This window comes from Nocardia sp. NPDC003999 (assembly GCF_053604885.1).
Genome location: NZ_JBSGIB010000004.1, coordinates 333,678 through 355,329 on the forward strand (window position 1 = coordinate 333,678; position 21,652 = coordinate 355,329).

Below are 21,652 nucleotides of genomic sequence, written 5' to 3' on the forward strand. Positions count from 1 at the left end.
CCGACGCAACCGTTCTGTCGGTTGCTGGCCATCCGCCGTTACTTCGTTAGGGGGACGTTTAGGGAAATTCCCCTAATTCCGCTCCCACCCCTATCCGGCGGCCCCGGCCGGTCGTAGGGGTCCGCCCCGTTTCGGCGTAACGCGATGCGCTCCTAGCGTGATTTGCATTCCAACGACTGCGGATCAGCGAGGTCCGCCGGGACTCAGGAGAAGATTCTCATGACACCCAACGCGATTCTGGAGTTCATCCTCGGTCTGCTGCGGAACCAAGAGGCCGCGGTCGCCTACTGCGCCAACCCGACCCAGGCGCTGGCCGCCGCAGGCCTGAGCGCGGTGACGCCGGAGGACATCGCCCTCTGCGCCCCGATGGTCGCCGAGTCGGCTCTGGTCACCGGCGGTTCCCAGTTGCAGTCCATCGTGGCCGCGGGCGCGCAGACCGGCACGGCCGCCGCGATCGGTGCGGCGAGCACCGTGGGCGCGGCGGCGGTGGCGGATGCCGGAGTCGACCTCGGCACCGATCTCGGCGTGGATCTGGGTGCCGGTGCCGGTGCGGGTGGCGGGCTCGACGTCGACCTCGGTGTCGGTACCGGCGTGGACGTGGGTGCCGGACTGAACACCGCGATCGAAACCGGCCTGGAGCTCGGCGCAGGTCTGGGCGCGGGGCTGGCGGCGGGCCTCGAGACCGTGGTGAACGCGGGCGCCGACCTGTCCGCCGCCGTGGGCGGCCTGCTCGGCGCGGGCGCTCAGGTGATCAGCGGTATCGGCGCGGGCCTCGACCTGAACGCCGACGCCCAAGGGCTGGGCGACATCGCCGCCGGACTGGAGACCGGCCTCTCCACCGGCATAGACGCGGGCGCCGGCCTCGGCGCGGGCCTGGAAGGCGCGGCGGACGCGGCGGTGGGCTTGGGCGCCGGGCTGGAAGGCGCGGTGAACGGGGCAGCGGGACTGGGCGCCGGGCTGGAAGGCGCGGTGAACGGGGCAGCGGACCTGGGTGCCGGACTAGGCGCGGGGCTGCAAGGCGCGGTGGACGCGGCAACCGGCGTGACCGGGGGTATCGGCGGCAGTGTGCAGACGGGAGCTGATCTCGGTGCGGGTATCGGGGGTGCTGTCGACGCGACGACCGGGCTCGGCGGGGGCCTGGAAACCGCCATCGGTGGCGCGGCGGACATCACGACGGGTGTCGGCGCCGGTCTGGAAGGCGCTGTGCAGGGTGCCACGGACATCTCCGCGGGATTGAACGCGGGCCTGGAAGGTGGTCTGGGCGCGGCGACCGATGTGACCTCGGGCCTGGGTGCCGGTCTTGGGGGGGCTGTCGACGCGACGACCGCCCTCGGCGCGGGTCTGGACAGCGCGGTCGGTGGTGCGGTGGACCTCACCACCGGTGTGGGCGCGGGCCTGGAGGGTGGTCTGGGCGCGGCGACCGACGTAACCGCGGGGCTCGGTGCGGATGTCGGGGGAGCTGTCGATGCGACGACCGGTCTCGGCGCGGGCTTGGGTGGCGCCGTCGGTGGTGCGGCTGATGTCGCCGCAGGTCTCGAGGGAGCTGCGGGTGCAGCAACTGATCTGACCACGGGGCTCGGTGCCGGTGTCGGCGCGGGCCTGGAGGGTGCCGTTGATGCGACGACCGGTCTCGGTGCGGGTGTGGGGGGAGCTGTCGATGCGGCGGGTGGCTTGGCTACGGGTGTGGATGCGGCGCTGGGTGCCGGCGCAGAGGCGGGTGCAGGCCTGGGCGCTGGGCTGAACGGTGCTGTCGATGCGACGACCGGTCTCGGCGCGGGCTTGGGTGGTGTGGCTGATGTCAGCACGGGTCTGGGGGCGGGCATCGGCGGAGCTGCGGGTGCGGCGACCGATCTGACCGCAGGCCTCGAGAGCGCGATCGGCGGGGTGGCGGATCTCGGTACCGGCGTGGGTACAGGCCTCGAAGGGGCCGTTGATACGACGACTGGTCTCAGTGCGGGCATTGGGGGTGCGGTCGATGCCACGACGGGGCTCGGTGCGGGTCTGGAGGGCGCTGCGGGTGCCGCCACGGATCTCGATGCGGGTCTCGAGGGCGCTCTCGACGCGACAACCGGCTTCGGCGCGAACCTCGGAGGCGCTGTGGATGGTTCCGCCGGCGCTGCTACGGACTTGACCGCGGGCGTCGGTGCGGGTCTCGGCGGCGCTGTCGATGCGACGACCGGCTTGGGTGGGAGCCTGGGAGGTGCTGTGGGTGGTTCAGTTGGTGCCGCTACGGATTTGACCGCTGGTGTCGGTGCGGGTCTGGAGGGTGCTGCGGGTGCCGCCACGGGGCTTGGTGCGGGTCTCGGCGGTGCTGTGGGTGGTTCCGCCGGCGCTGCTACGGATTTGACCGCTGGTGTCGGTGCGGGTCTGGAGGGTGCTGCGGGTGCCGCCACGGGGCTTGGTGCGAATCTTGGCGGTGCTGTTGATGCGACGACCGGCTTGGGCGCGAATCTTGGAGGCGCTGTGGATGGTTCCGCTGGCGCCGCGACGGGTCTTGGTGCGGGTCTGAACGGTGCTGTCGATGCGTCGAACGGTCTTGGTGCGAATCTCGGGGGCGCCGCGGGTGCGGGTCTGGAGGGCGCGGTGAACGGAGCCGGTGGGGTGACCACCGGTTTGGACGCGGCTCTCGGCAGCGGTGCGCAGGCGGGTGCCGGTCTCGGCGCCGGGGTGTCCACCGGGTTGCACGGGGCGGCCGACGCGGGTGCGCAGATCGGGTCGGGTCTGGAGACCGGGCTTGGAGGCGCGCTCGATGCCACCGGGCAGGCGACGACCGGGCTCACCGGCGGAATCGACACCGCCGCGCAGGGTTCCGGCAACCTGGCCGCCGGACTCGGAAGCAACTTCTCCTCCGCCATCGGTGGTGCCGGAAGCCTCGGAACGCAGGCGACGGCGGGCCTGGAGACCGGACTCGCGACGGGTCTCGGCGCGGCCGTGAACACCGGAGCGGAGCTCGGCGGCGGACTGGACAGCTCCCTGCACACCGGCGGGCAGGCCGGTGCGGGCCTCGGGACCGGTCTGGGCGGGGCGCTCGACGCCGGAGTCCACGGGGCGAGCGGCCTGGAGACGGGCTTGTCCACCGGCCTCGATGGGGCCCTGTCCACCGGCGTGGGCGGTGGGGCACACGCCGGTACCGGCCTTGGAGCCGGGCTGACCGGTGCCATCGACGGCGGTGCGCAGGCAGGTGCGGGGCTGGGTTCGGGGCTTTCGGCTGGGCTCGATGCGGGAGCTCAGGCGGGTACCGGACTCGCTTCGGGGCTTTCGGCTGGGCTCGATGCGGGAACTCACGCTGGTGCCGGACTCGCTTCGGGTTTGTCGGCCGGACTGGGCACGGCCGCTGAAGCCGGTGCGGGACTCGGCTCCGGACTTTCCACCGGGTTCGAGGGTGCGGCTGGTTCGGGCTTGGAGACCGGCTTGTCGACCGGTCTCGGCGCTGCGGGCAGCGCGGGTGCGGGTCTGTCGAGTGGTCTGGAAGGCGCGTCCAGCGCGGGAGCGCATCTCGGTTCGAGTCTGGACAGCGGTATCGGCGCCGGTTCGCACGCGGCTTCCGGTCTCTCCACGGGGATCGAGGGTGCGGCTGGTTCGGGCTTGGAGACCGGCTTGTCGACCGGTCTCGGCGCTGCGGGCAGCGCGGGTGCGGGTCTGTCGAGTGGTCTGGAAGGCGCGTCCAGCGCGGGAGCGCATCTCGGTTCGAGTCTGGACAGCGGTATCGGCGCCGGTTCGCACGCGGCTTCCGGTCTCTCCACGGGTCTCGACGCGACGGGCGGCCTCAGCGGTGCGGCGCACTCGACCGTGAGCGGCGCGGCGGACGCGGGCGCCGGACTGGCGGGCTCCGCCGGCGGCGCGGCGCACGGTGCCGTTGACACGGGCGCGGGTCTCGGCGGCAGCGTCGGCTCGACCGCGCACACCTGGTCCTCGCTGGATGTGTCGAGCGCCTTCGGTTCGGGCTTGGACAGCACCGCGGGCGGCCATGCCGACGCAGGCCTGTTCGGCGACACCCATGCGGGCACGGAGTTGAGCGGTTCGGCGGGCGCCGAGCTGGGTGGCGATACATTCCTGCACTGACAGTTGCCCGGTAATACGGAAAGAGGTCCATACCGCGATGGGGACACCCGCGCCGAACGCCACTCCACCGGCGGTACCGCTGCTGTCGGTACTCGGTGAAACCATCGCGGCGGCCCGTGCCGCGGGCCGCAACGATCTGGTCGGCCGCCTCGAAGTGGCGGCCGACCGGGTCCGCGACCCGCGGCGGCGCATCGTCGTCGCCGGGCAGCTGGACCAGGGCAAGAGCCGTTTCGTCAACGCGCTGCTGAACCTGGACATCTGCCCGGTGGGCGACGACGCCACAACCGCGGTGCCGATGCTGCTCGCGCACGGTCCGGAGCCGCGCGCGGAGCTGGTCCTCGCGGCGCACGGCGACTCCAGCGGCGCGGAGACCAGGGTGACGGTGCCGATCGCCGAGATCGGTGCGATCGATCAGCGCGCCCCGCTCGCGCAGGGACGTCGGATCGTGCGGCTCGAGGTCCAGATCCCCAACGCGTTGTTGGCCGATGGCATCGTGCTGATCGATACTCCCGGCGTCGGCGGGCACGGCAACGCTCACGCGGCGGGCGTGCTCGGACTGGTGCCCGCCGCGGACGCGGTCCTGGTGCTGTCGGACGCGTCGACCGAACTCACCGAGCCCGAGCTGGCGTTCCTGCGGCAGGTGCGGGAACTGTGCCCGACGGTGGCGCTGCTGCTCACCAAGACCGACCTGTACCCGCACTGGCGCCAGGTGCACGAGGCCGATCTGGGCCATCTCACGCGGGCCGGCCTCGACGTGCCGATGATCCCGGTGTCGTCACTGCTGCGCAGTCACGCGATGCGGTTGCAGGACGCGCAGCTGGGCGTCGAATCCGGCTTCGGCGTGCTGTACACCTTCCTGCGCGACCAGGTGGTTGCGCGCGATCAGCTCGCCACCCGCACCGCCGTGGCCCGCGACATCCGCTCCGCGGCAGAGCATCTCGCGCTGGCTCTGGGCAGTGAGCTGGTCGCGGTCCGCGATCCCGCCCAGGGCGCGGCGGCGGTGCGCGAGCTGCAATCCGCCCGTTCCGCGGCGGAGGAACTGCACCGCAGGACCGCCGCCTGGCAGCAGACGCTCGCCGACGGCATCACCGACCTCGCCGGAGACGTCGACCACGACCTGCGCGACCGTCTGCGCAATCTCGCGCGCAGCACCGAGGAATGGATCGACGAGCACGATCCGGGCAGGCACTGGGACCGTATCGCCGAACACCTCACCGGCACCGTCGATACCGCGCTCGGCGACAATCTGCTGTGGACCCACGCGCGAGCGATTCAACTCGCCGAGCGCGTCGCCGAGCACTTCTCCGAACTCGGCGCCGTCGACCTGCCGGACGTGCGCCCCGGCGCAGGCGCCGACACCGGCCGTGCCATCACCGGCACGCTCGCCGATCTGGAACCCGACATCGGTCTCGGCAGCAAACTGCTCGTCGGCATGCGCGGCTCCTACGGCGGCGTGCTCATGGTCGGGCTGGCCACCACCTTCGCCGGGCTCGCCATGCTCAACCCGATCTCGATCGGCGCCGGTTTGATCGTGGGCGGCAAGGCTTTCCGGGACGACAAGCAGGCCAGGCTGGCCAAGCGGCGCAACGAGGCGAAGGCGGCGGTGCGCCGGTTCGTCGACGATGTGGCGTTCCAGGCGGGTAAGGAGTCGAAGGATCGACTGCACCGGATCCACCGCGCGTTGCGCGACCACTACGCCGGCGTCGCCGAACGCAGCCTGCGCTCGATCGATGAGTCGCTGCGGGCCGCGCAGGAAGCGGCGTCCATGGTCGCCACCCGCCGCGCCGAACGCGGTGCGCAACTGGAACAGCAGCTGCGCGTGGTCGCCGAACTGCGCCGATACGCCGATGCCATGCAGAACGCACTACCGATGGGACCCGCCGGTACGGTAACCCCGTGAGACGTGATGGTGGCCCGGTGCCGGGAATCGTCGCCGAGGCGCATCGGCTGGTCGGGGCGGCGCAAGCGGCGCTCGCGGGCGAGCCGCGGCCTCGTGCCCTGCTGGCCGACTGCGCCCGCCGATTGGATCAGCCGCTGCGGGTGGCGCTCGCCGGTTCGATCAAGGCGGGCAAGTCCACACTGCTGAATTCGCTTGTCGGACAGGACATCGCCCCGACCGACGCGACCGAGTGCACCAGGGTCGTCACCTGGTATCGGTACGGCTCCACACCCAGCGTGACGGCGTACGCCCCCGACGGGGCCCGCGCGCATGTCGTGGTCCGCCGTGGCAGCGGGACGCACGGGCTGACCTTCGACCTGGAGCGGCTCAACTGGAACGCCCCGGCTCCGCGCGAGGTCGATCATCTCGAAGTCGAGTGGCCCGCCGCGACGCTCGCGCACACCACGATCATCGACACCCCCGGCACGTCGTCGCTGTCGCGCGAGGTGTCGCGGCGCACCGCGCGTCTGCTGACGCCCGGCGCGGACGACGAGCGGTCCGAGCAGAGCGTCGCCATCCCGGGCGCCGACGCGGTGGTCTACCTGCTGCGCCGGCTGGACGCGACAGACGTGCAGTTTCTCGAGCGCGTGGGCGCCGGAACCGCCGTGGCCAACGGTGGACCGGGGGCGCCCGGCCCGCTCGGCATCGTCGGCGTGGTCTCGCGGGCCGACGAGATCGGGGCGGGCCGGATCGATGCGCTGCACTCGGCGCGTGACGTCGCCACGCGTTTCGCCGGGGAATTGGAACGGACGGGTCTGTGCCAGGCGGTGATCCCGGTCGCCGGGCTGCTCGCGTTCGCCGCGGCGACGCTGCGTCAGCAGGAGTTCGCGGCTTTCGAGGCGCTGGCGCGGGTCCCGGTCGACGAACTGAGCGCCGCGTTGCTCTCGGCGGACCGTTTCGCGCGCGCCGACGTGCCGCTTCCGGTGCCGCCGGAACTGCGCGCGCAGCTGGCCGAGCGGTTCGGGTTGTTCGGCATCCGGATGGCGGTCACGCTGATCCGGCTCGGCGTGCGCGATTCGGCCACGCTGGCCGCCGAATTGACCAGCCGCAGCGGCGTGGACGAACTGCGCTCGGTGCTCGACGTGCAGTTCGGTCAGCGCGCCGATCAGCTCAAAGCGCATTCCGCGCTGACCGCGCTGGCCCGGGTGCTGACCGCCTATCGAGGCACCCCGGCCGATCGCCTGCTGCCCAGGGTGCGCACCCTGCTCGCGGATGTGCACGGTTTCGCCGAGCTGCGCCTGCTCGGCCGCCTGCGCACCGACGAGCTGGCGCTGCCCGCGGACGATCTCGCCGAACTGCACCGCCTCATCGGCGGCTCCGGGATCGCACCCCATCTGCGCCTCGGCCTCCCGATCGACGCACCGCTCCCCGCGCAGCGGGCCCAAGCGATGGCCGCGGTCCGGAAATGGCGCGCGCGGGCACGTCACCCGCTCGCCGACCAGTTCACCGCCACGGCCTGCCTGACCGCCGCTCGCAGCGCGGAGGGCACCCTGAGCGTGCTGCCGGAATGATCGCCCCGGCGGCGCGGTGACCTGCGGGGACGTCGTATCCACGCCATGTAGGGCGGTGTAGTCGACGTGGGCCCGGGTATGCGCCCTGGTAGCGAGAGGAGGTAACGATGAGCCAAGAGGACGTCGTACACGAATTGCTCGTCCGTGCGGGCACGGGATATGCCGAGGAAGCGGGTATCACGCTCGACGACAAACCGGCCGCACTGTTCCAGCTGCTCATGCTTTCCCAGCTGCTCAGTGCCCGCATCTCCGCCGAGATCGCGATCGGGGCCACCCGGGAGCTGATCGGCAGCGGCTATCGGACGCCGCACCGGGTGGCGGACGCCGACTGGCAGGAGCTGGTCGACGCGCTGGGGCGGGGAAACTATCGCCGCTACGACGAGAGCACCGCGACGAGGCTGGGCCACAACGCCACGCGCGTGCTCGACCGCTACCACGGTGATCTGCGCGAGCTGGCGAAGAAGGCGGACAACGACCCGCGGCGCGCGGCCGAACTGCTCCAGGAGTTCGACGGCATCGGCCCCACCGGCGCCGACATCTTCCTACGCGAGGTCCAGGACACCTGGCCCTGGGTCCAGCCCCATTTCGACGAGCGAGCCCTGCGCGGCGCCAAGCGGGTCCAGTTGCCGGAAGATCCCGACCGGCTGGCCCGCCTTGCGCCGAACCACCACACCGCGGATCTCGCCGCGGCCCTGGTGCGGGTGACACTGGACGAGAAGATCGCCGACGAGGTTCTCGCCGCCGCGCCCTGACCGAGCGCGCTCAGATCAGCGCGGTGCCCGCACCGCGCGGGTCGATCAGGATCTTCGCGTGCCGCTCCGGGTTGCCGAGGGCGGTGAAGGCGTCCGCGACGCCGTCCAGACCGACGGTCCCGGTGATCAAGGGGCTCGGGTCGACCTTTCCCTCGGCGAGCATGTGCAAGGTGTCGCGGAACTCGCCGGGGTCGTAGCCGAGGACGAACCGCAGTTCGATCTCCTTGTTGATCGCCATGGCGGGATGGAAGCGGTCGGTCTCCATACAGACCCCGACCACCACCACACGCGAGAGGGGCGGCGCGGCCGTGAGGATCTGGTCGATGATTCCCGGTACGCCGACACATTCGAAGATGACCGGACCGGCCGGTCCCGCGTTCAACGTGTGAGCCAGCCGGAAGACATACCACCACGGCAGGTTCGGTACCCGCCGCAGGCGATCCATGGCGTCGAATCCGAGTCCGAGGATGTCGGTGACGCCGTTGATCCGCCCCTTCTTCGGGGCGGCCGTCCAGGGCGATTCGGTCGCCGGGTCGACCACGACGTCGGCGCCGCACGCCGTCGCCAGTTCTCGTCGGCGCGGCGAGAAGTCGCTGGCCACCACGGTGCGCACGCCCGCGGCTTTCAGCATGCTGATCACCGCGAGCCCGATCGGCCCACAGCCGATGACGAACGCGGTCTGTCCCTTGCCCACCCGGCCCCGGCGCACGGCGTGCCAGGCCACGGCCATGGGCTCGGTCAACGCGGCGTGTTCGGCGGACAAGCCGTTGGGCACCGGCATGGTCATCGATTCCTGGACCACCACCTGTTCGGCGTAGCCGCCGGGCGCCGCCGTCGACAGTCCCACCAAGTGGGGTTGCCTGCCGTGCCGGACGATCGGCAGCGATACCACCGGCGTTCCCGTCTTCCACCTCTTCCGGCAGTCCGGCCCGTAATCGACCACCGTGCCGCTGAATTCGTGGCCGAGCACCACGCTCTGATCCGAACGCATGAAGTGCTCGTAGCCCGTGGCCACGGCCAGGTCGGCCAGTTCGTCGGCGTGGGTGCGGGCATGCAGGTCCGAGCCGCAGATACCGCAGCGTGACACGTCGATCAGCAGTTGACCCGCACCGGGCCGGGGCGTGGGCAGTTCCGTGACCTCGAATTCGGCGGCGGTGACGACGGCGGCCCTCATGACGACTCCTCGGATCGACGGCGCACGGTGGGCGCCTCGGCCGGGGCGCCCCGCCGCCACACTACTGCGGCAGGGCGCCCCCTGTGGCTGCCTCGGCCGTAGACTCAACGGGCCGAGGCGCTTTCGGTTGCGGCTTTCGTCAAGCGCCGCGCAGCCGCGGGTACACCTCCTGCTCGAGGTAGTCGGCGACGTCGCGGCCATGGCGACGAGCTTCGTGCACGGCGACACCGTGCCGTCCGGCAACCTCCTTCAGCGCGGGCCGCGACCTCTTCTCCACCCCGCCGCCGATCAGCAGATGGGCGAACTCTCCGGTGTCGAGTGCCGCGAGCGCCTCGTCGTCGGTGGTGACACCGCGCGCGGAGAACCCGGCGGCCCGAACCCGCTCGACGGCGGCGTCCACGGTGTTCCCGCTGCGGCCGATGATCAGAAGGTCCATCTCGCTCACACCCCTACCGGTTGCGGGTCCGTCGCATCGATATCGATCTCGTGGTGTTCGAGTCTGGCACTGCGCGGCAGCGCGAGGAAGCCCAGGCAGACCAGCGCCAGGACGCCGATGCCGTACCAGAGGGTGCGCTCGAAAGTATTCGCGAAGTTCACCGCGTTCGCCCGCATGCCCGCCGTCGTGAGCACCTGACCGACGCCGCTGGAGCCCCGCTCCGCGCCGGCCCGGCAGCTATCCGGCACCACGGTCGGATCGACCTGCGCGGATCGATCCAGCACGCAGGCGCGGAAGTTCGCGAGGATCTCGTCCCGCGCCTGCTCGGGCACGCCTACCGCGGCGAGTTCGGCGCGAACCTCCGGCGCGACCGTGTCGACCCCGCGTGCCGAATTGTGGTCGAGCTGGGTGAAGAACACCACGCCCACGAGCGCGACGCCCAGAGCCGTGCCGAGTTGCTGCCCGGTATTGAGCAGACCGGACGCCGAGCCCGCTTCCCGCGCGGGCACCTGGCCGAGCAGTAAGTCGATGGTCGGCGCGACCACCATGCCGAATCCGGCACCGGTGACGATCAGCGGGAAGACCATCTGCCACGAGGCGATCTCCGCGCCGTAGTGCGTGGCCAGCCAGCCGTAGAGGCCGAAGCCCGCGGCGTTGACCAGGCCGCCGACGATCAGCACCCGCCTGCCGAACCGCGGCGCGAGCACGCTCACCGAGACTCCGGCGCCGATCCCCGCGCCGACCGCGAAGAACACGGCGGTCAGCCCGGCTCGCATCGGCGTCCAGCCCAGTCCCGCCTGCATGAACAGCGTCCACACCAGGAAGAACCCGCCGAGTCCGATCCAGAACAGCAGCCAGCTGCCCAGCCCGATCGCGAACGGCCGGGACCGGAACAGCGTCAAGTCGACCAGGGGTGAGCCGACCGTCCGCGCCCGGTACCGCTCATACGCGACGAACACCGCGAAGGTCGCGGCGGAGGCGGCCATCATGACGAATGTCCAAGCGGGCCAGTCGAGTCTGCGCCCCTCGGCCAGCGGGTAGACGAGCAGGAGCACCGCGCCGATGGCCAGGATCATGCCGACCACGTCCAAGCGCGGCGCGGCGGGCGAGCGGGACTCCTTCATCACCGCCGCGGCCGCGCCGAGCGCGAGAATGCCCACCGGGACGTTGACCAGGAAGATCGGCCGCCACACCAGGTCGAACAGGTCCCACTGCACCAGCAGGCCGCCGAGCGAGAGACCGACCGCGGAGGCGGACCCGCCGACGCCGCTGTAGAGCGCGATGGCCCGCCCGCGCTCGTGGTCGGCGAAGGTGACGCGGATGATCGCCAGGATCTGCGGCACCATGAGCCCGGCCATCGCGCCCTGCACGAAGCGTGCGGCGATCAACATGGCCGGATCGGTGCTCAGGCCGCAGGCCGCCGAGGCGAGCGTGAAGCCGGCCATGCCGATCAGGAAGATCCGTTTGCGGCCGAAGATGTCGCCGAGCCTGCCGCCGGTGATCAGCACGGCGGCGAAGGCGAGCACGTAGGCCGCGACGATCCATTCGATCTGCGAGTACGCGGCGTGCAGATCGGCCTGGATGCTCGGCACGGCGACATTGACGATCGTGACGTCGAGCAAGTCCATGAATCCCGCGGCGAGCACGACCGCGAACGCGATCCAGCGGCGGGAATCGGTAGGGGGACGAGTAGTGGGGTCGGGTTCCATGAGGGCCTCTTTCGGATGGGAGGGAAGTACCGACTCCCAAACTATGCACCTCGAGTGATTATCAATCAATATGGCAATCATGAAAGGTGCGTTAATGCTATGATCGGGGCGTGCCCGAAGCCGATCCGACGCCGCTGTCCGACCACGTCGCCTTTCTCCTCGGGCAGCTCGGGTTCCACACCGCGTACCGCTTCAGTGACGGGTTGGCCCCGCTCGGCATCGGTCCCAGGCATTTCGGCACGTTGCGCGTGCTGCGCGAGCACGACGGCCAGTCGCAGCAGCAGCTGTGCGAGACGTTGGGCATCCATCGCAACGTGATGGTCGGGTTGGTCGACGAGCTGGAGAAGCGCGGCCTGGTCGAGCGCCGCAAGCATCCGGCCGACCGCCGGGCGCATGCCGTCTACCTGCTGCCCGCCGCGCATGATCTGCTGGCCCGGGCTCAACGTGTCGTCGACGGACTCGAGTCCGACCTGCTGCGCGAATTCGAGGCGGCCGACCGCGCCACCTTGTTGCGGCTGTTGCAGCGGCTCGCGGCGACGAACGGGCTGGAACCGGGCATTCATCCCGGACTCTCCCGCTGATTCCTGCCCTCCATGGCTTCCTCGCCGCGCCGGAAGTGTGTGGCAGGTCACGCATGTGCGTCGCTGTCCGGGAATTAAACGCGCGAGTCGCCCGTTGAGCCTGTCGACAAGATTGAGTGTGTACGACTCAAGTTTCGGTTGACTCCGAGACTCCTGCGAGGCAGGATTGAGCCGACCACGCTCAGTGTTGCTGGGGCCGTGCTCCGTGAGGTGCTAGGGGCGAGGTCTCGCGGCGTCCCGCAGCGGACGCCGAGGGCGGTTTCGCCCGGCACCTACACATATCGGTACGTCAATTAGGAGGAACCACTATGGCTCGTGCGGTCGGAATCGACCTCGGGACCACGAACTCGGTCGTCGCCGTTCTCGAAGGCGGTGAACCGGTCGTCGTCGCCAACTCGGAAGGATCGCGCACCACCCCGTCGATCGTCGCGTTCGCGAAGAACGGCGAGGTACTGGTCGGCCAGCCGGCGAAGAACCAGGCCGTCACCAACGTCGACCGCACCATTCGCTCCGTCAAGCGGCACATCGGCACCGACTGGTCGGTGGACATCGACGACAAGAAGTACACGCCGCAGGAGATCAGCGCGCGCGTGCTGATGAAGCTCAAGCGCGACGCGGAGTCCTACCTCGGTGAGGAGATCACCGACGCGGTCATCACCGTGCCCGCCTACTTCGAGGACGCCCAGCGGCAGGCCACGAAGGAAGCAGGCCAGATCGCGGGCCTGAACGTCCTGCGCATCGTCAACGAGCCCACCGCCGCGGCGCTCGCCTACGGCCTGGACAAGGGCGACAAGGAACAGACCATCCTGGTCTTCGACCTCGGTGGCGGCACCTTCGACGTCTCGCTGCTGGAAATCGGCGAGGGCGTCGTCGAGGTCCGCGCCACCTCCGGCGACAACCACCTCGGTGGTGACGACTGGGACGAGCGGGTCGTGCAGTGGCTGGTCGACAAGTTCAAGGCCAGCTCGGGCATCGACCTCACCAAGGACAAGATGGCCATGCAGCGGCTGCGTGAGGCCGCCGAGAAGGCCAAGATCGAGCTGAGCTCCTCGCAGAGCACCTCGATCAACCTGCCCTACATCACCGTCGACGCGGAGAAGAACCCGCTGTTCCTCGACGAGCAGCTGACTCGCGCCGAGTTCCAGAAGATCACCTCGGACCTGCTCGACCGCACCCGCGCGCCGTTCCAGTCCGTGATCAAGGACGCGGGCATCAAGGTGTCCGACATCGACCACGTGGTGCTCGTCGGCGGTTCCACCCGTATGCCGGCCGTCACCGACCTGGTGCGCGAGCTGACCGGTGGCAAGGAGCCCAACAAGGGCGTGAACCCGGACGAGGTCGTCGCCGTCGGCGCCGCCCTGCAGGCCGGTGTGCTCAAGGGTGAGGTCAAGGACGTCCTGCTGCTCGACGTGACCCCGCTGTCGCTGGGCATCGAGACCAAGGGCGGCGTGATGACCAAGCTCATCGAGCGCAACACCACCATCCCGACCAAGCGCTCGGAGACCTTCACCACGGCCGACGACAACCAGCCGTCGGTGCAGATCCAGGTGTTCCAGGGTGAGCGCGAGATCGCCTCGCACAACAAGCTGCTCGGCTCCTTCGAGCTGACCGGCATCCCGCCCGCCCCGCGCGGCGTGCCGCAGATCGAGGTCACCTTCGACATCGACGCCAACGGCATCGTGCACGTCACCGCGAAGGACAAGGGCACCGGCAAGGAGAACACGATCAAGATCCAGGACGGCTCCGGCTTGTCCAAGGAGGAGATCGATCGGATGGTCAAGGACGCCGAGGCCCACGCGGCCGAGGACAAGGCGCGTCGCGAGGAGGCGGAGACCCGCAACCAGGCCGAGTCGCTGGTCCACCAGACCGAGAAGTTCATCAAGGAGAACGAGGACAAGGTCCCCGCGGACGTCAAGACCAAGGTCGAGGCGGCCATCGCCGAGGCGAACGAGGCTCTGAAGGGCACCGACATCGCCGCGGTCAAGGCGGCCGTCGAGAAGCTGGCCACCGAGTCGCAGGCGCTCGGCCAGGCCATCTACGAGGCCTCCGCCGCGGACGCCGCCGCACAGGGCGACGGCGCGACCAGCGCCGCGTCGGATGACCAGGTCGTGGACGCCGAGGTCGTGGACGAGCCGGTCGACACGGAGAAGAAGTGACCGAGGACAACTTCGAGAAGGAGCCGATCACCTTCGTCGACAACCGGAAGATCGATCCGGAGACCGGTGACGTCAGGCAGCAGGCCGCGGACAACGGCGCCGCGGCCGCGCAGGCCCCGCAGGTGGACGAGGGCGTGGACATCGACAACGACGACGCCCTCGCCGACACCATCAGCGGCGAGCTCGCCGAGCGCACCGCCGACCTGCAGCGGCTGACCGCCGAGTACGCCAACTACCGGCGCCGGGTCGAGCGCGACCGCAAGGCCGTCATCGACAACGCCAAGGCGTCGGTGGTCACCGAGTTGCTCGGTGTGCTCGACGATCTCGACCGCGCGCGGGCGCACGGCGACCTGGAATCGGGTCCGCTGCGGTCGGTGGCCGACAAGTTGTCGGCCGCGCTGCTCAAGCAGGGTCTAGAGGAGTTCGGTTCGGAGGGCGAGCCTTTCGACCCGACCCTGCACGAGGCCGTACAGCACGAGGGCTCCGGCCACGACCCGGTGATCGGCATTGTGATGCGCAAAGGCTATCGCTTCGGCGATAGGGTGCTTCGGCACGCGCTCGTCGGGGTAACCGACGGCGTAGCCGATCTGACGGAAAAGGCTGTTCAACCTACTGAAGAGGCATCGGATGTTGATGCCGGCGCGAACGATCAATAAGGACGCGAGAGGAGGAGATGCTCGGTGAGCCAACGGGAGTGGATCGAAAAGGACTTCTACAAGGAGCTGGGTATTTCCTCCGGCGCCTCGCAGGACGAGATCAAGAAGGCCTATCGCAAGCTCGCCAGGGACTTGCATCCGGACGCCAACCCCGGTGACACCAAAGCCGAGGAGCGGTTCAAGGCCGTCAGCGAGGCGCACGCCGTGCTGTCGGATCCGGCCAAGCGCAAGGAGTACGACGACACCCGCAAGCTCTTCGCGGGTGGCGGCTACGGTCGCGGTGGCTTCGGCGGCGGTACCGGTGGTGGCTTCTCGCAGGAGTTCAACCTCGGGGACATCTTCGGCGGCGCCGCCGGTGCCGCCGACGGTGGCCTCGGCGACCTGCTCGGCGGTCTGTTCAACCGGGGCGGCACGCGGTCGTCGAGCCGCCCCAGGCGCGGGGCCGACGTGGAGACCGAGACGACGCTCGGTTTCCGGGAAGCGGCCCAGGGCGTCACGGTCCCGCTGCGGATGACCAGCCCCTCGCCGTGCACGACGTGTCACGGCAGCGGCGCCAAACCGGGCACGAGTCCGCGAGTCTGCCCGATCTGCAACGGGACCGGCATCGTCAGCCGCAACCAGGGCGCGTTCGGCTTCAGCGAGCCGTGCGACGAGTGCCGGGGCAGCGGGTCGATCATCGACGACCCGTGCCTCGACTGCCAGGGCAGCGGCATCCAGAACCGCACGCGCACCATCACGGTGCGGATTCCTCCCGGAGTCGGTGACGGTCAACGGATCCGGCTGGCCGGTCAGGGCGAGGCGGGGCTGCGCGGGGCGCCCTCGGGCGACCTGTATGTCACCGTCCACGTCAGCCAGGACAAGGTCTTCGGCCGCAACGGCGACGACCTGACCCTGGTTCTGCCGGTCAGTTACAGTGAATTGGTCCTCGGTACAACGGTTTCGGTGCCCACTCTGGACGGCCGGGTCGGCGTCAAGGTGCCTCCGGGTACCGCCGACGGCCGCACCTTGCGGGTGCGCGGCCGTGGCGTGCCCAAGCGCGGCGGCGGCGCGGGCGACCTACTGGTGACGGTGAAGGTCGCGATTCCGCAGAAGCTGGACAACGACGCCGTCGAGGCGCTGAAGCGCTACCAGGAGGCGGAACGGGCCGGCGGCTTCGACCCACGTGCGGGATGGGCAGGTGCGTGATGTCCTCCGAACCGAAGAACGCGTCCGGCGGGTCGCGGGCCGAGTTCTTCATGATCTCGGTCGCGGCCCAGCTGGCCGGCATGCACGCGCAGACGCTGCGCACGTATGACCGTCTGGGACTGGTCACGCCGCAACGTACTTCGGGCGGTGGTCGGCGCTACTCGGCCCGGGACGTGGAGCTGCTGCGCGAGGTGCAGCGGCTGTCCCAGGACGAGGGCGTCAACCTGGCGGGCATCAAGCGCATCATCGAACTGACCAATCAGGTGGAGGAACTGCGCCAGCAGGTCGCGGAACTGTCGGCCGAGCTGGAGCGGACGCGGGCGGCGTACCGTCCGGATCTCGCTCCGCAGCAGCGCAGTACCGCGCTGGTCGTCTGGCAGCCGCGGCATCGTCGTGAGGACGGTCAGCGCAGACGATAACCGGCACGACGACGGCCCCGGCCTCGGTCGCACATCGCGATCCGGCGCCGGGGCCGTCGTCGTGCGCGGGCATTGTCACAAAGATTTGCTGAAGATAAACCAGAACATGTTCGGCGGAAGTGGTGCGGCACCATCTATTTCGTTGTCGAATCAACTGGACATTTTCACCATAGATCAGTTTACGTAACCGGTTCGGCCTACCCGATTCGATCCACCTCGGATGGACGCCATGTTGCCCTGAAGTCGCTAGAACAGACCAATCGGGACGTAATTCCACAAGAGGGCCTTACCAATTCGGTATGCACACGACTGATTTTGTCCCGAATCCCCGGTCTTGCAGTCGGTTTCTCTGGCGTGTCGCCCTGGGCATCCTCGTTTCGACGAAATTGAGCGCGGTATGTTCCTTCGAAAGATTCCGTTGCTGGCAAACCTCGCCTACACTCCTTGCCATCGGCTGCTGTCGAGTGGCCCCGCAGCACCTCACTCGCCGGCATGGTTCGTGAACGAGTGCGAAATGGGGTTGTGAGACCAATGGATTCACGCACTGTCGCTTTGATCAGAACTACGTTCAAGGCGGTTGCTGCGGAGGATGGGGGGCCGGAGAAACTGGCGAGATCGTTCTACGCGATCTTGTTCACCGACTACCCGCACGTCCGCGATTTCTTTCCCGCCGCGATGGACTCCCAGCGCGACCGGCTGGTCAAGGCGATCTCCTATGCACTGGACCGGTTGGAGGAGCCCGACAAGCTGCTGCCCTTCCTGGCCCAGCTCGGCAGGGACCACCGCAAGTACGGCGTGCAGCCCGCGCACTACGCCGCCGTCGCCACCGCGCTGAAGAACGCCGTGAAAGTGTTCGCGGGCACCGAGATGTGGACCGACGAGGTGGACCGCGCCTGGGACGAGGGCCTGCAGATCATCTCCGACACCATGATCGGCGCGGCGGAGAAGGAGACCACGCCGTCGGTGTGGACCGGCACGGTGATCGAGCGCCGCGAGGTGCTGCGCAACCTGGTCGTCGTCCGGCTGCAACTGGATCAGCCGATGCGCTATGCCGCGGGCCAGTACTTGAGCGTGCAGGTTCCGTCGCGGCCGCGCATGTGGCGCTATCTCTCGCCCGCCGTGCCCGCGAATGCCAACGGTGAGATCGAGTTCCACGTCCGCAGCGTGCTCGGCGGCTGGGTCAGCTCGGCCATCGTCGGCCAGACTGTCGTCGGCGACCAATGGCTGCTCGGCTCGCCACTCGGCGGCCTCGGCGTTCCGCGCAACGCCAAACGCAAGATGCTGATGGTCGGCTGCGGCACCGGAATCGCGCCGCTGCGCGCGCAGCTGATGTCGATGGCGATGCGGCGGACCAATCCGAAGGTGCATCTGTTCGTCGGCGGCCACCACCCCTGCGACCTCTACGACCTGGAGACCCTGAGCAAGCTGGCGATGGCCAACCGCTGGCTCACGGTCACGCCGGTGAGCGAGCACGACGAAAACCCCTGGTGGTACCCGGAACCGGAGGAGCCGCGCACCACCTGGCCGGGCCTGGAACCCCGCGTCACCGGCCAGATCGGCAAGGTCGTCGCCAGTTTCGGCGCATGGTCCGACCGCGACGTGCAGATCGTCGGCTCACCCTCGATGGTGCAGACCACCAAGTTCCGACTCATGGCAGCCGGAACCCTGGCGAAGAACATCCGCCACGACCCGTTGTATTAGTCCGGCGCCTGCGGCGCCGGGTGTTCGCGGGCTGTGTTGTTCGGCCGCGCCTTCGGCGCGAACGGCGGATGCTCGGTCTCGCTTCGCTCGAAAGACGTGGTTGCGGTGCGCCGGGCGTCAGGTGATGACCGCGCTCCCAGGGGCTCGCCGTTGTTGCAGCCTCGGGATATCCGATGGTGGCAATACTACGGCTGCTGATCGATCTGCTGATCGGTCAGAGCCCCTCGAACTGGATTCGCTCCGGCGGAGTTCCGGTTTCGAGGAGGCGGTCGACCGTGGTTTGGACCATGGCCGGGGAGCCGCAGACGAGTACTTGGTGTTCGAGGAAAGCGCCGTGGGAGCCGAGGACTTCGGCGAGGGTGCCGTAGAGCAGGTCGTCGGGTGCGAAGCCGATGTCGACGCGGGACTGCTCGTACCAGTCGTCGACCCAGCTCGGATCCTCCGGGTTCTCCACCACCGGAATCACCGTGAGCCAAGGCAATTCGGCGGCCAGCAGGTAGAGCATGTCCGAGGCGTACAGGTCGCGGGGGGAACGCCCCCCGACGAAGAGGTAGGTGGGCGGCGGCGACGGCTTGCGCGCCAGCTCGAGGATCTGAGCGCGCATGGGCGCCAATCCCGTACCGCCCGCGATCATCACCACCTCGTCGCCGTCGGGGTCGACCCAGAACCCGCCTGCCGGAGCGCCGATCCGCCACTCGTCGCCCGGCTGGGTGTCGGCGACGATCGCGGCGCTGCACCAGCCGCCGGGCACCGTGCGCACGTGGAACTCCAGTTTGCCGTCCAGGGACGGCGGCAGCGCGGGCGACAGCCTGCGGCGCACGCCGGGATGCTGCGGCACCCGGACTTCGACCGACTGTCCGGCGGCGAACGGCACGAACTCTCCGATCAGGCGGATCACCGCGAGATCGTGTCGCAGGCGATGATGGCCGACCACGGTCGAAGTCCACTCCGGCGCCTGATGACCATTGCCGAGCATGCTCGGATCCCCCAACGGGGCCTCCTTCTTACACAGGGTCGCAGCTGATGTTCTGCTCCGGCGTGCCGACCGCGATGAGCGCGCGCCGGGTGTCCGCGATCATCCGGGCCGAGCCGGCGATCTGGATCTGCCGGTCTTCCCACGCGCCGAAGCTCGCGACCACGGCGCCAAGGTTACCGATCAGGCGCCGGTGCATGCCGTACGGTGCGTCCTGCGGCGGATGCGGGTACCACCACGGGTTGGTCTTCTGCTCGCACACCGGAACGATGGTCAGCCACGGGTTGCTCTGCGAGAGCTGCCACATGTTCTCCACGTCGTACAGGTCGCAGGGATAGCGGCCGCCGATGAAGAAGTGCACTCGCGGGTTGATGCCGCGCTGGCCCATTTCGATCAGCTGGGCGCGCAGCGGGGCGATGCCGGTGCCCGCGCCGATCATGAGCACGTCGCGGCCGCTGTCCCGGTCGACGTGCAGTCCGCCGAGCGGGCCCGCGATCCGCCATCGGTCGCCGACCCTGGTCTCGTTGACGATCGCGGGGCTCACCCAGCCGCCGCGGATCTTGCGCACGTGGAACTCGATCTCGCCGTACGGGTTGGACGGGATGGCGGGAGAGAAATAGCGCCACATCTTGGGCCGCTGCGGAATGGTGACCGGCACGTACTGCCCGGCCTGGTAGGGCACCGGCCCATCGGACTGCAGGCGCACGATGGCCAGGTCCTCCAGCACGCGGCGATGGCCGACCACGGTGGCCTCCCACACCGGCTGCGACTTGTCGGAGTTGGCGCCGATGGCCATGGACGCGGAGATCAGGATGGTGATGTCGCGCCAGCCCTCCTCCAGGCTCCGATTCCACGCCGCGCCGTTGTAGACGCGGAACGCCGCCAGCAGCGCACGGCCCGCTATGTCGTAGTGCGCGGCCTCCACGCCGTACTTGCGATGGTCGCGAGCGAGTTGCTCCAGGAACTTCTGCGCGCGGTCCCAGTCCTCCAGGTGATCGAGGACGTACTGGATGGCCGTGGCGATCCGTTTGGCCTGCATCTCCATGGCGGGTGGGAACAATTCGCGCAACCGTGGGTTCTCGGCGAACAAATGTCCGTAGAACGCACTGACCAACCGCTCGGGTCCATTCGGCGACTCGATCACCGAACGAAAATTGGCGCGGACCAGCGCAGCCGAACGCGCATCCACGACGTGGAGCTTCCTTTCCCTCAGTTCTGCCCGGGGACATACCCGTTACCGGCGGTCTCCCGCCGACAAGTATCCCCGAAAATGCCGTGGTCGTGTGGGTATAAAGCGAACCTTCGCCTTCGCTGCGGCCACGCCCGTGCTGGAGACGGACTACGTCCGGCTGCGCCCGTTGGTGCCGTGCGACCCGGGCAAACGGTAATCGGTGGGCAAACGGCGGATGCCGCTGACCCGTCGGGTACCGCCGTCGTGGGCGGGCCGGGCCGGATTTCCGCGTCGATGCGGGACCGGAGGATGCCGTTTCCGGCCGGTCAGGTTCCGGCGCCGGTACGCACCGCAGGCACGACCTGCTCGGTATAACGACGGATCTGCTCGACCGGTTCCCCCTCGGTCGGCCAGAAGACGAAACCGTCGATCCGCTGGTCACGGTGCAGGGCGAGCAGGTCGTCGACCCAGCGCTGGGGCGGGCCCTCCAGGAAGCCGCGATCGGCCCCGTCCGCGGTGATGGTGCCCGATACGTTCAGCACCCGCCGCACCGTCAGCGGATCCCGGTCCGCCGCCGCGGCGGCGGCATCGATCCGCTCGCCCGCTTCGGCGAGGAACTCCGGCGGCGCCCACGCGGCGGACGGCACCCAGCCGTCGGCGGCGCGTCCGGTGAGCTCGAGCATGCGCGGCCCGCGCGCACCGAGCCAGATGCCGGGCTCGTGCCGCGGCCGGGGGCCTGGATGCGCGCCCGCCAGGGAGTAGAAGGCGCCGGGCACCCGGACCGAACGCTCGTCGCTCCACAAGGCGCGGATCACCGCGATCGCCTCGGCCAGGGCGCGTACCGCCTCGCCGCCGGTTCGGCGCGGTCCGCCCATCCCGGCGACGGCGTCCCAGAACGCGCCGGCGCCGAGACCGAGCTGGATCCGGCCGTCGCTGATGATGTCGAGCGAGGCCACCGCCTTCGCGAGCAACGCGGGGTTGCGCAGCGGCAGGTTCGCCACGTCGGGGAAGAAGGTGATCCGCTCGGTGCGCGCGACGAGAGCGGTGATCAGCGTCCAGGTGTCCAGGAAACGGCGCTGGTAGGGATGGTCCTGGATCCCGATCAGGTCGAGCCCGGACACGTCGGCGTACACGCTCAGCTCGGCGAGCCTGCGGAAGTCGTCGGCCTCCGGGATCAGGAACAGACCGAATTGGGGCGGTCGAGTGCTCGTCACACACCTCCTGGTG

The 21,652-nt window shown here is 69.5% G+C and carries 16 protein-coding genes; 10 read left to right on the top strand and 6 right to left on the bottom strand.

Annotated elements, in window-relative coordinates:
• Positions 1-219 precede the first annotated feature (219 nt).
• From ACWESM_RS11910 to ACWESM_RS11925, 4 genes are all read left to right on the top strand, one after another.
• Complete coding sequence (locus ACWESM_RS11910; RefSeq protein WP_452491638.1) at positions 220-4,062, top strand: IniB N-terminal domain-containing protein; 3,843 nt, start codon at positions 220-222, stop codon at positions 4,060-4,062.
• Between the two features lie 37 nt (positions 4,063-4,099).
• A complete protein-coding gene (locus tag ACWESM_RS11915; RefSeq protein ID WP_452491640.1) occupies positions 4,100-5,962 on the top strand; it encodes a dynamin family protein in 1,863 nt (620 codons plus the stop codon).
• On the top strand, positions 5,959-7,512 hold the full coding sequence (locus tag ACWESM_RS11920; protein ID WP_355071482.1) for a dynamin family protein: 1,554 nt from the start codon (positions 5,959-5,961) through the stop codon (positions 7,510-7,512). The genes ACWESM_RS11915 and ACWESM_RS11920 overlap by 4 nt, the downstream gene beginning before the upstream one ends.
• A gap of 107 nt (positions 7,513-7,619) precedes the next feature.
• A complete protein-coding gene (locus tag ACWESM_RS11925) occupies positions 7,620-8,264 on the top strand; it encodes an HhH-GDP family DNA glycosylase (RefSeq protein ID WP_355071483.1) in 645 nt (214 codons plus the stop codon).
• 10 nt (positions 8,265-8,274) lie between these two features.
• On the opposite strand, the gene ACWESM_RS11930 is transcribed toward ACWESM_RS11925, so the two are convergent.
• The 3 genes from ACWESM_RS11930 to ACWESM_RS11940 form a co-directional block, all read right to left on the bottom strand.
• Positions 8,275-9,438, bottom strand: a complete 1,164-nt coding sequence (locus ACWESM_RS11930; RefSeq protein ID WP_364424692.1) for a zinc-binding dehydrogenase — start codon at positions 9,436-9,438, stop codon at positions 8,275-8,277.
• Between the two features lie 139 nt (positions 9,439-9,577).
• A complete protein-coding gene (locus tag ACWESM_RS11935) occupies positions 9,578-9,874 on the bottom strand; it encodes a hypothetical protein (RefSeq protein ID WP_397276304.1) in 297 nt (98 codons plus the stop codon).
• 5 nt (positions 9,875-9,879) lie between these two features.
• Positions 9,880-11,583, bottom strand: a complete 1,704-nt coding sequence (locus ACWESM_RS11940) for an MFS transporter (protein ID WP_452491643.1) — start codon at positions 11,581-11,583, stop codon at positions 9,880-9,882.
• 110 nt (positions 11,584-11,693) lie between these two features.
• Here ACWESM_RS11940 and ACWESM_RS11945 point away from each other — a divergent pair, with 110 nt between their 5' ends.
• The 6 genes from ACWESM_RS11945 to ACWESM_RS11970 all read left to right on the top strand — a co-directional run bounded on the left by ACWESM_RS11945 (position 11,694) and on the right by ACWESM_RS11970 (position 18,281).
• A complete protein-coding gene (locus ACWESM_RS11945) occupies positions 11,694-12,164 on the top strand; it encodes a MarR family winged helix-turn-helix transcriptional regulator (RefSeq protein WP_355071491.1) in 471 nt (156 codons plus the stop codon).
• Positions 12,165-12,472: 308 nt separating this feature from the next.
• Entirely contained in the window at positions 12,473-14,320 is a 1,848-nt protein-coding gene (gene dnaK / locus ACWESM_RS11950; protein WP_355071493.1) for a molecular chaperone DnaK, read from the top strand.
• The gene (gene grpE / locus ACWESM_RS11955) at positions 14,317-14,976 is read left to right on the top strand and encodes a nucleotide exchange factor GrpE (RefSeq protein ID WP_452491645.1); all 660 of its coding nucleotides are present in this window, start codon (positions 14,317-14,319) and stop codon (positions 14,974-14,976) included. Before dnaK ends, grpE begins: the two co-directional genes overlap by 4 nt.
• Before the next feature lie 24 nt (positions 14,977-15,000).
• A complete protein-coding gene (dnaJ, locus tag ACWESM_RS11960) occupies positions 15,001-16,161 on the top strand; it encodes a molecular chaperone DnaJ (RefSeq protein ID WP_355071496.1) in 1,161 nt (386 codons plus the stop codon).
• On the top strand, positions 16,161-16,580 hold the full coding sequence (locus ACWESM_RS11965; RefSeq protein WP_355071498.1) for a heat shock protein transcriptional repressor HspR: 420 nt from the start codon (positions 16,161-16,163) through the stop codon (positions 16,578-16,580). The genes dnaJ and ACWESM_RS11965 overlap by 1 nt, the downstream gene beginning before the upstream one ends.
• Positions 16,581-17,111: 531 nt before the next feature.
• On the top strand, positions 17,112-18,281 hold the full coding sequence (locus ACWESM_RS11970; protein ID WP_355071500.1) for an FAD-binding oxidoreductase: 1,170 nt from the start codon (positions 17,112-17,114) through the stop codon (positions 18,279-18,281).
• Between the two features lie 214 nt (positions 18,282-18,495).
• Here ACWESM_RS11970 and ACWESM_RS11975 read toward each other — a convergent pair whose 3' ends face one another.
• The 3 genes from ACWESM_RS11975 to ACWESM_RS11985 all read right to left on the bottom strand — a co-directional run bounded on the left by ACWESM_RS11975 (position 18,496) and on the right by ACWESM_RS11985 (position 21,639).
• Positions 18,496-19,257, bottom strand: a complete 762-nt coding sequence (locus tag ACWESM_RS11975; RefSeq protein ID WP_355072103.1) for an FAD-binding oxidoreductase — start codon at positions 19,255-19,257, stop codon at positions 18,496-18,498.
• A 28-nt stretch (positions 19,258-19,285) separates the two neighbouring features.
• Positions 19,286-20,443, bottom strand: coding sequence for an FAD-binding oxidoreductase (locus tag ACWESM_RS11980; RefSeq protein ID WP_039802769.1), 1,158 nt, complete (start codon positions 20,441-20,443; stop codon positions 19,286-19,288).
• A 308-nt stretch (positions 20,444-20,751) separates the two neighbouring features.
• Positions 20,752-21,639: an LLM class flavin-dependent oxidoreductase gene (locus ACWESM_RS11985; RefSeq protein ID WP_452491647.1), complete on the bottom strand. Its 888-nt coding sequence runs from the start codon at positions 21,637-21,639 to the stop codon at positions 20,752-20,754.
• Positions 21,640-21,652: the final 13 nt, after the last annotated feature.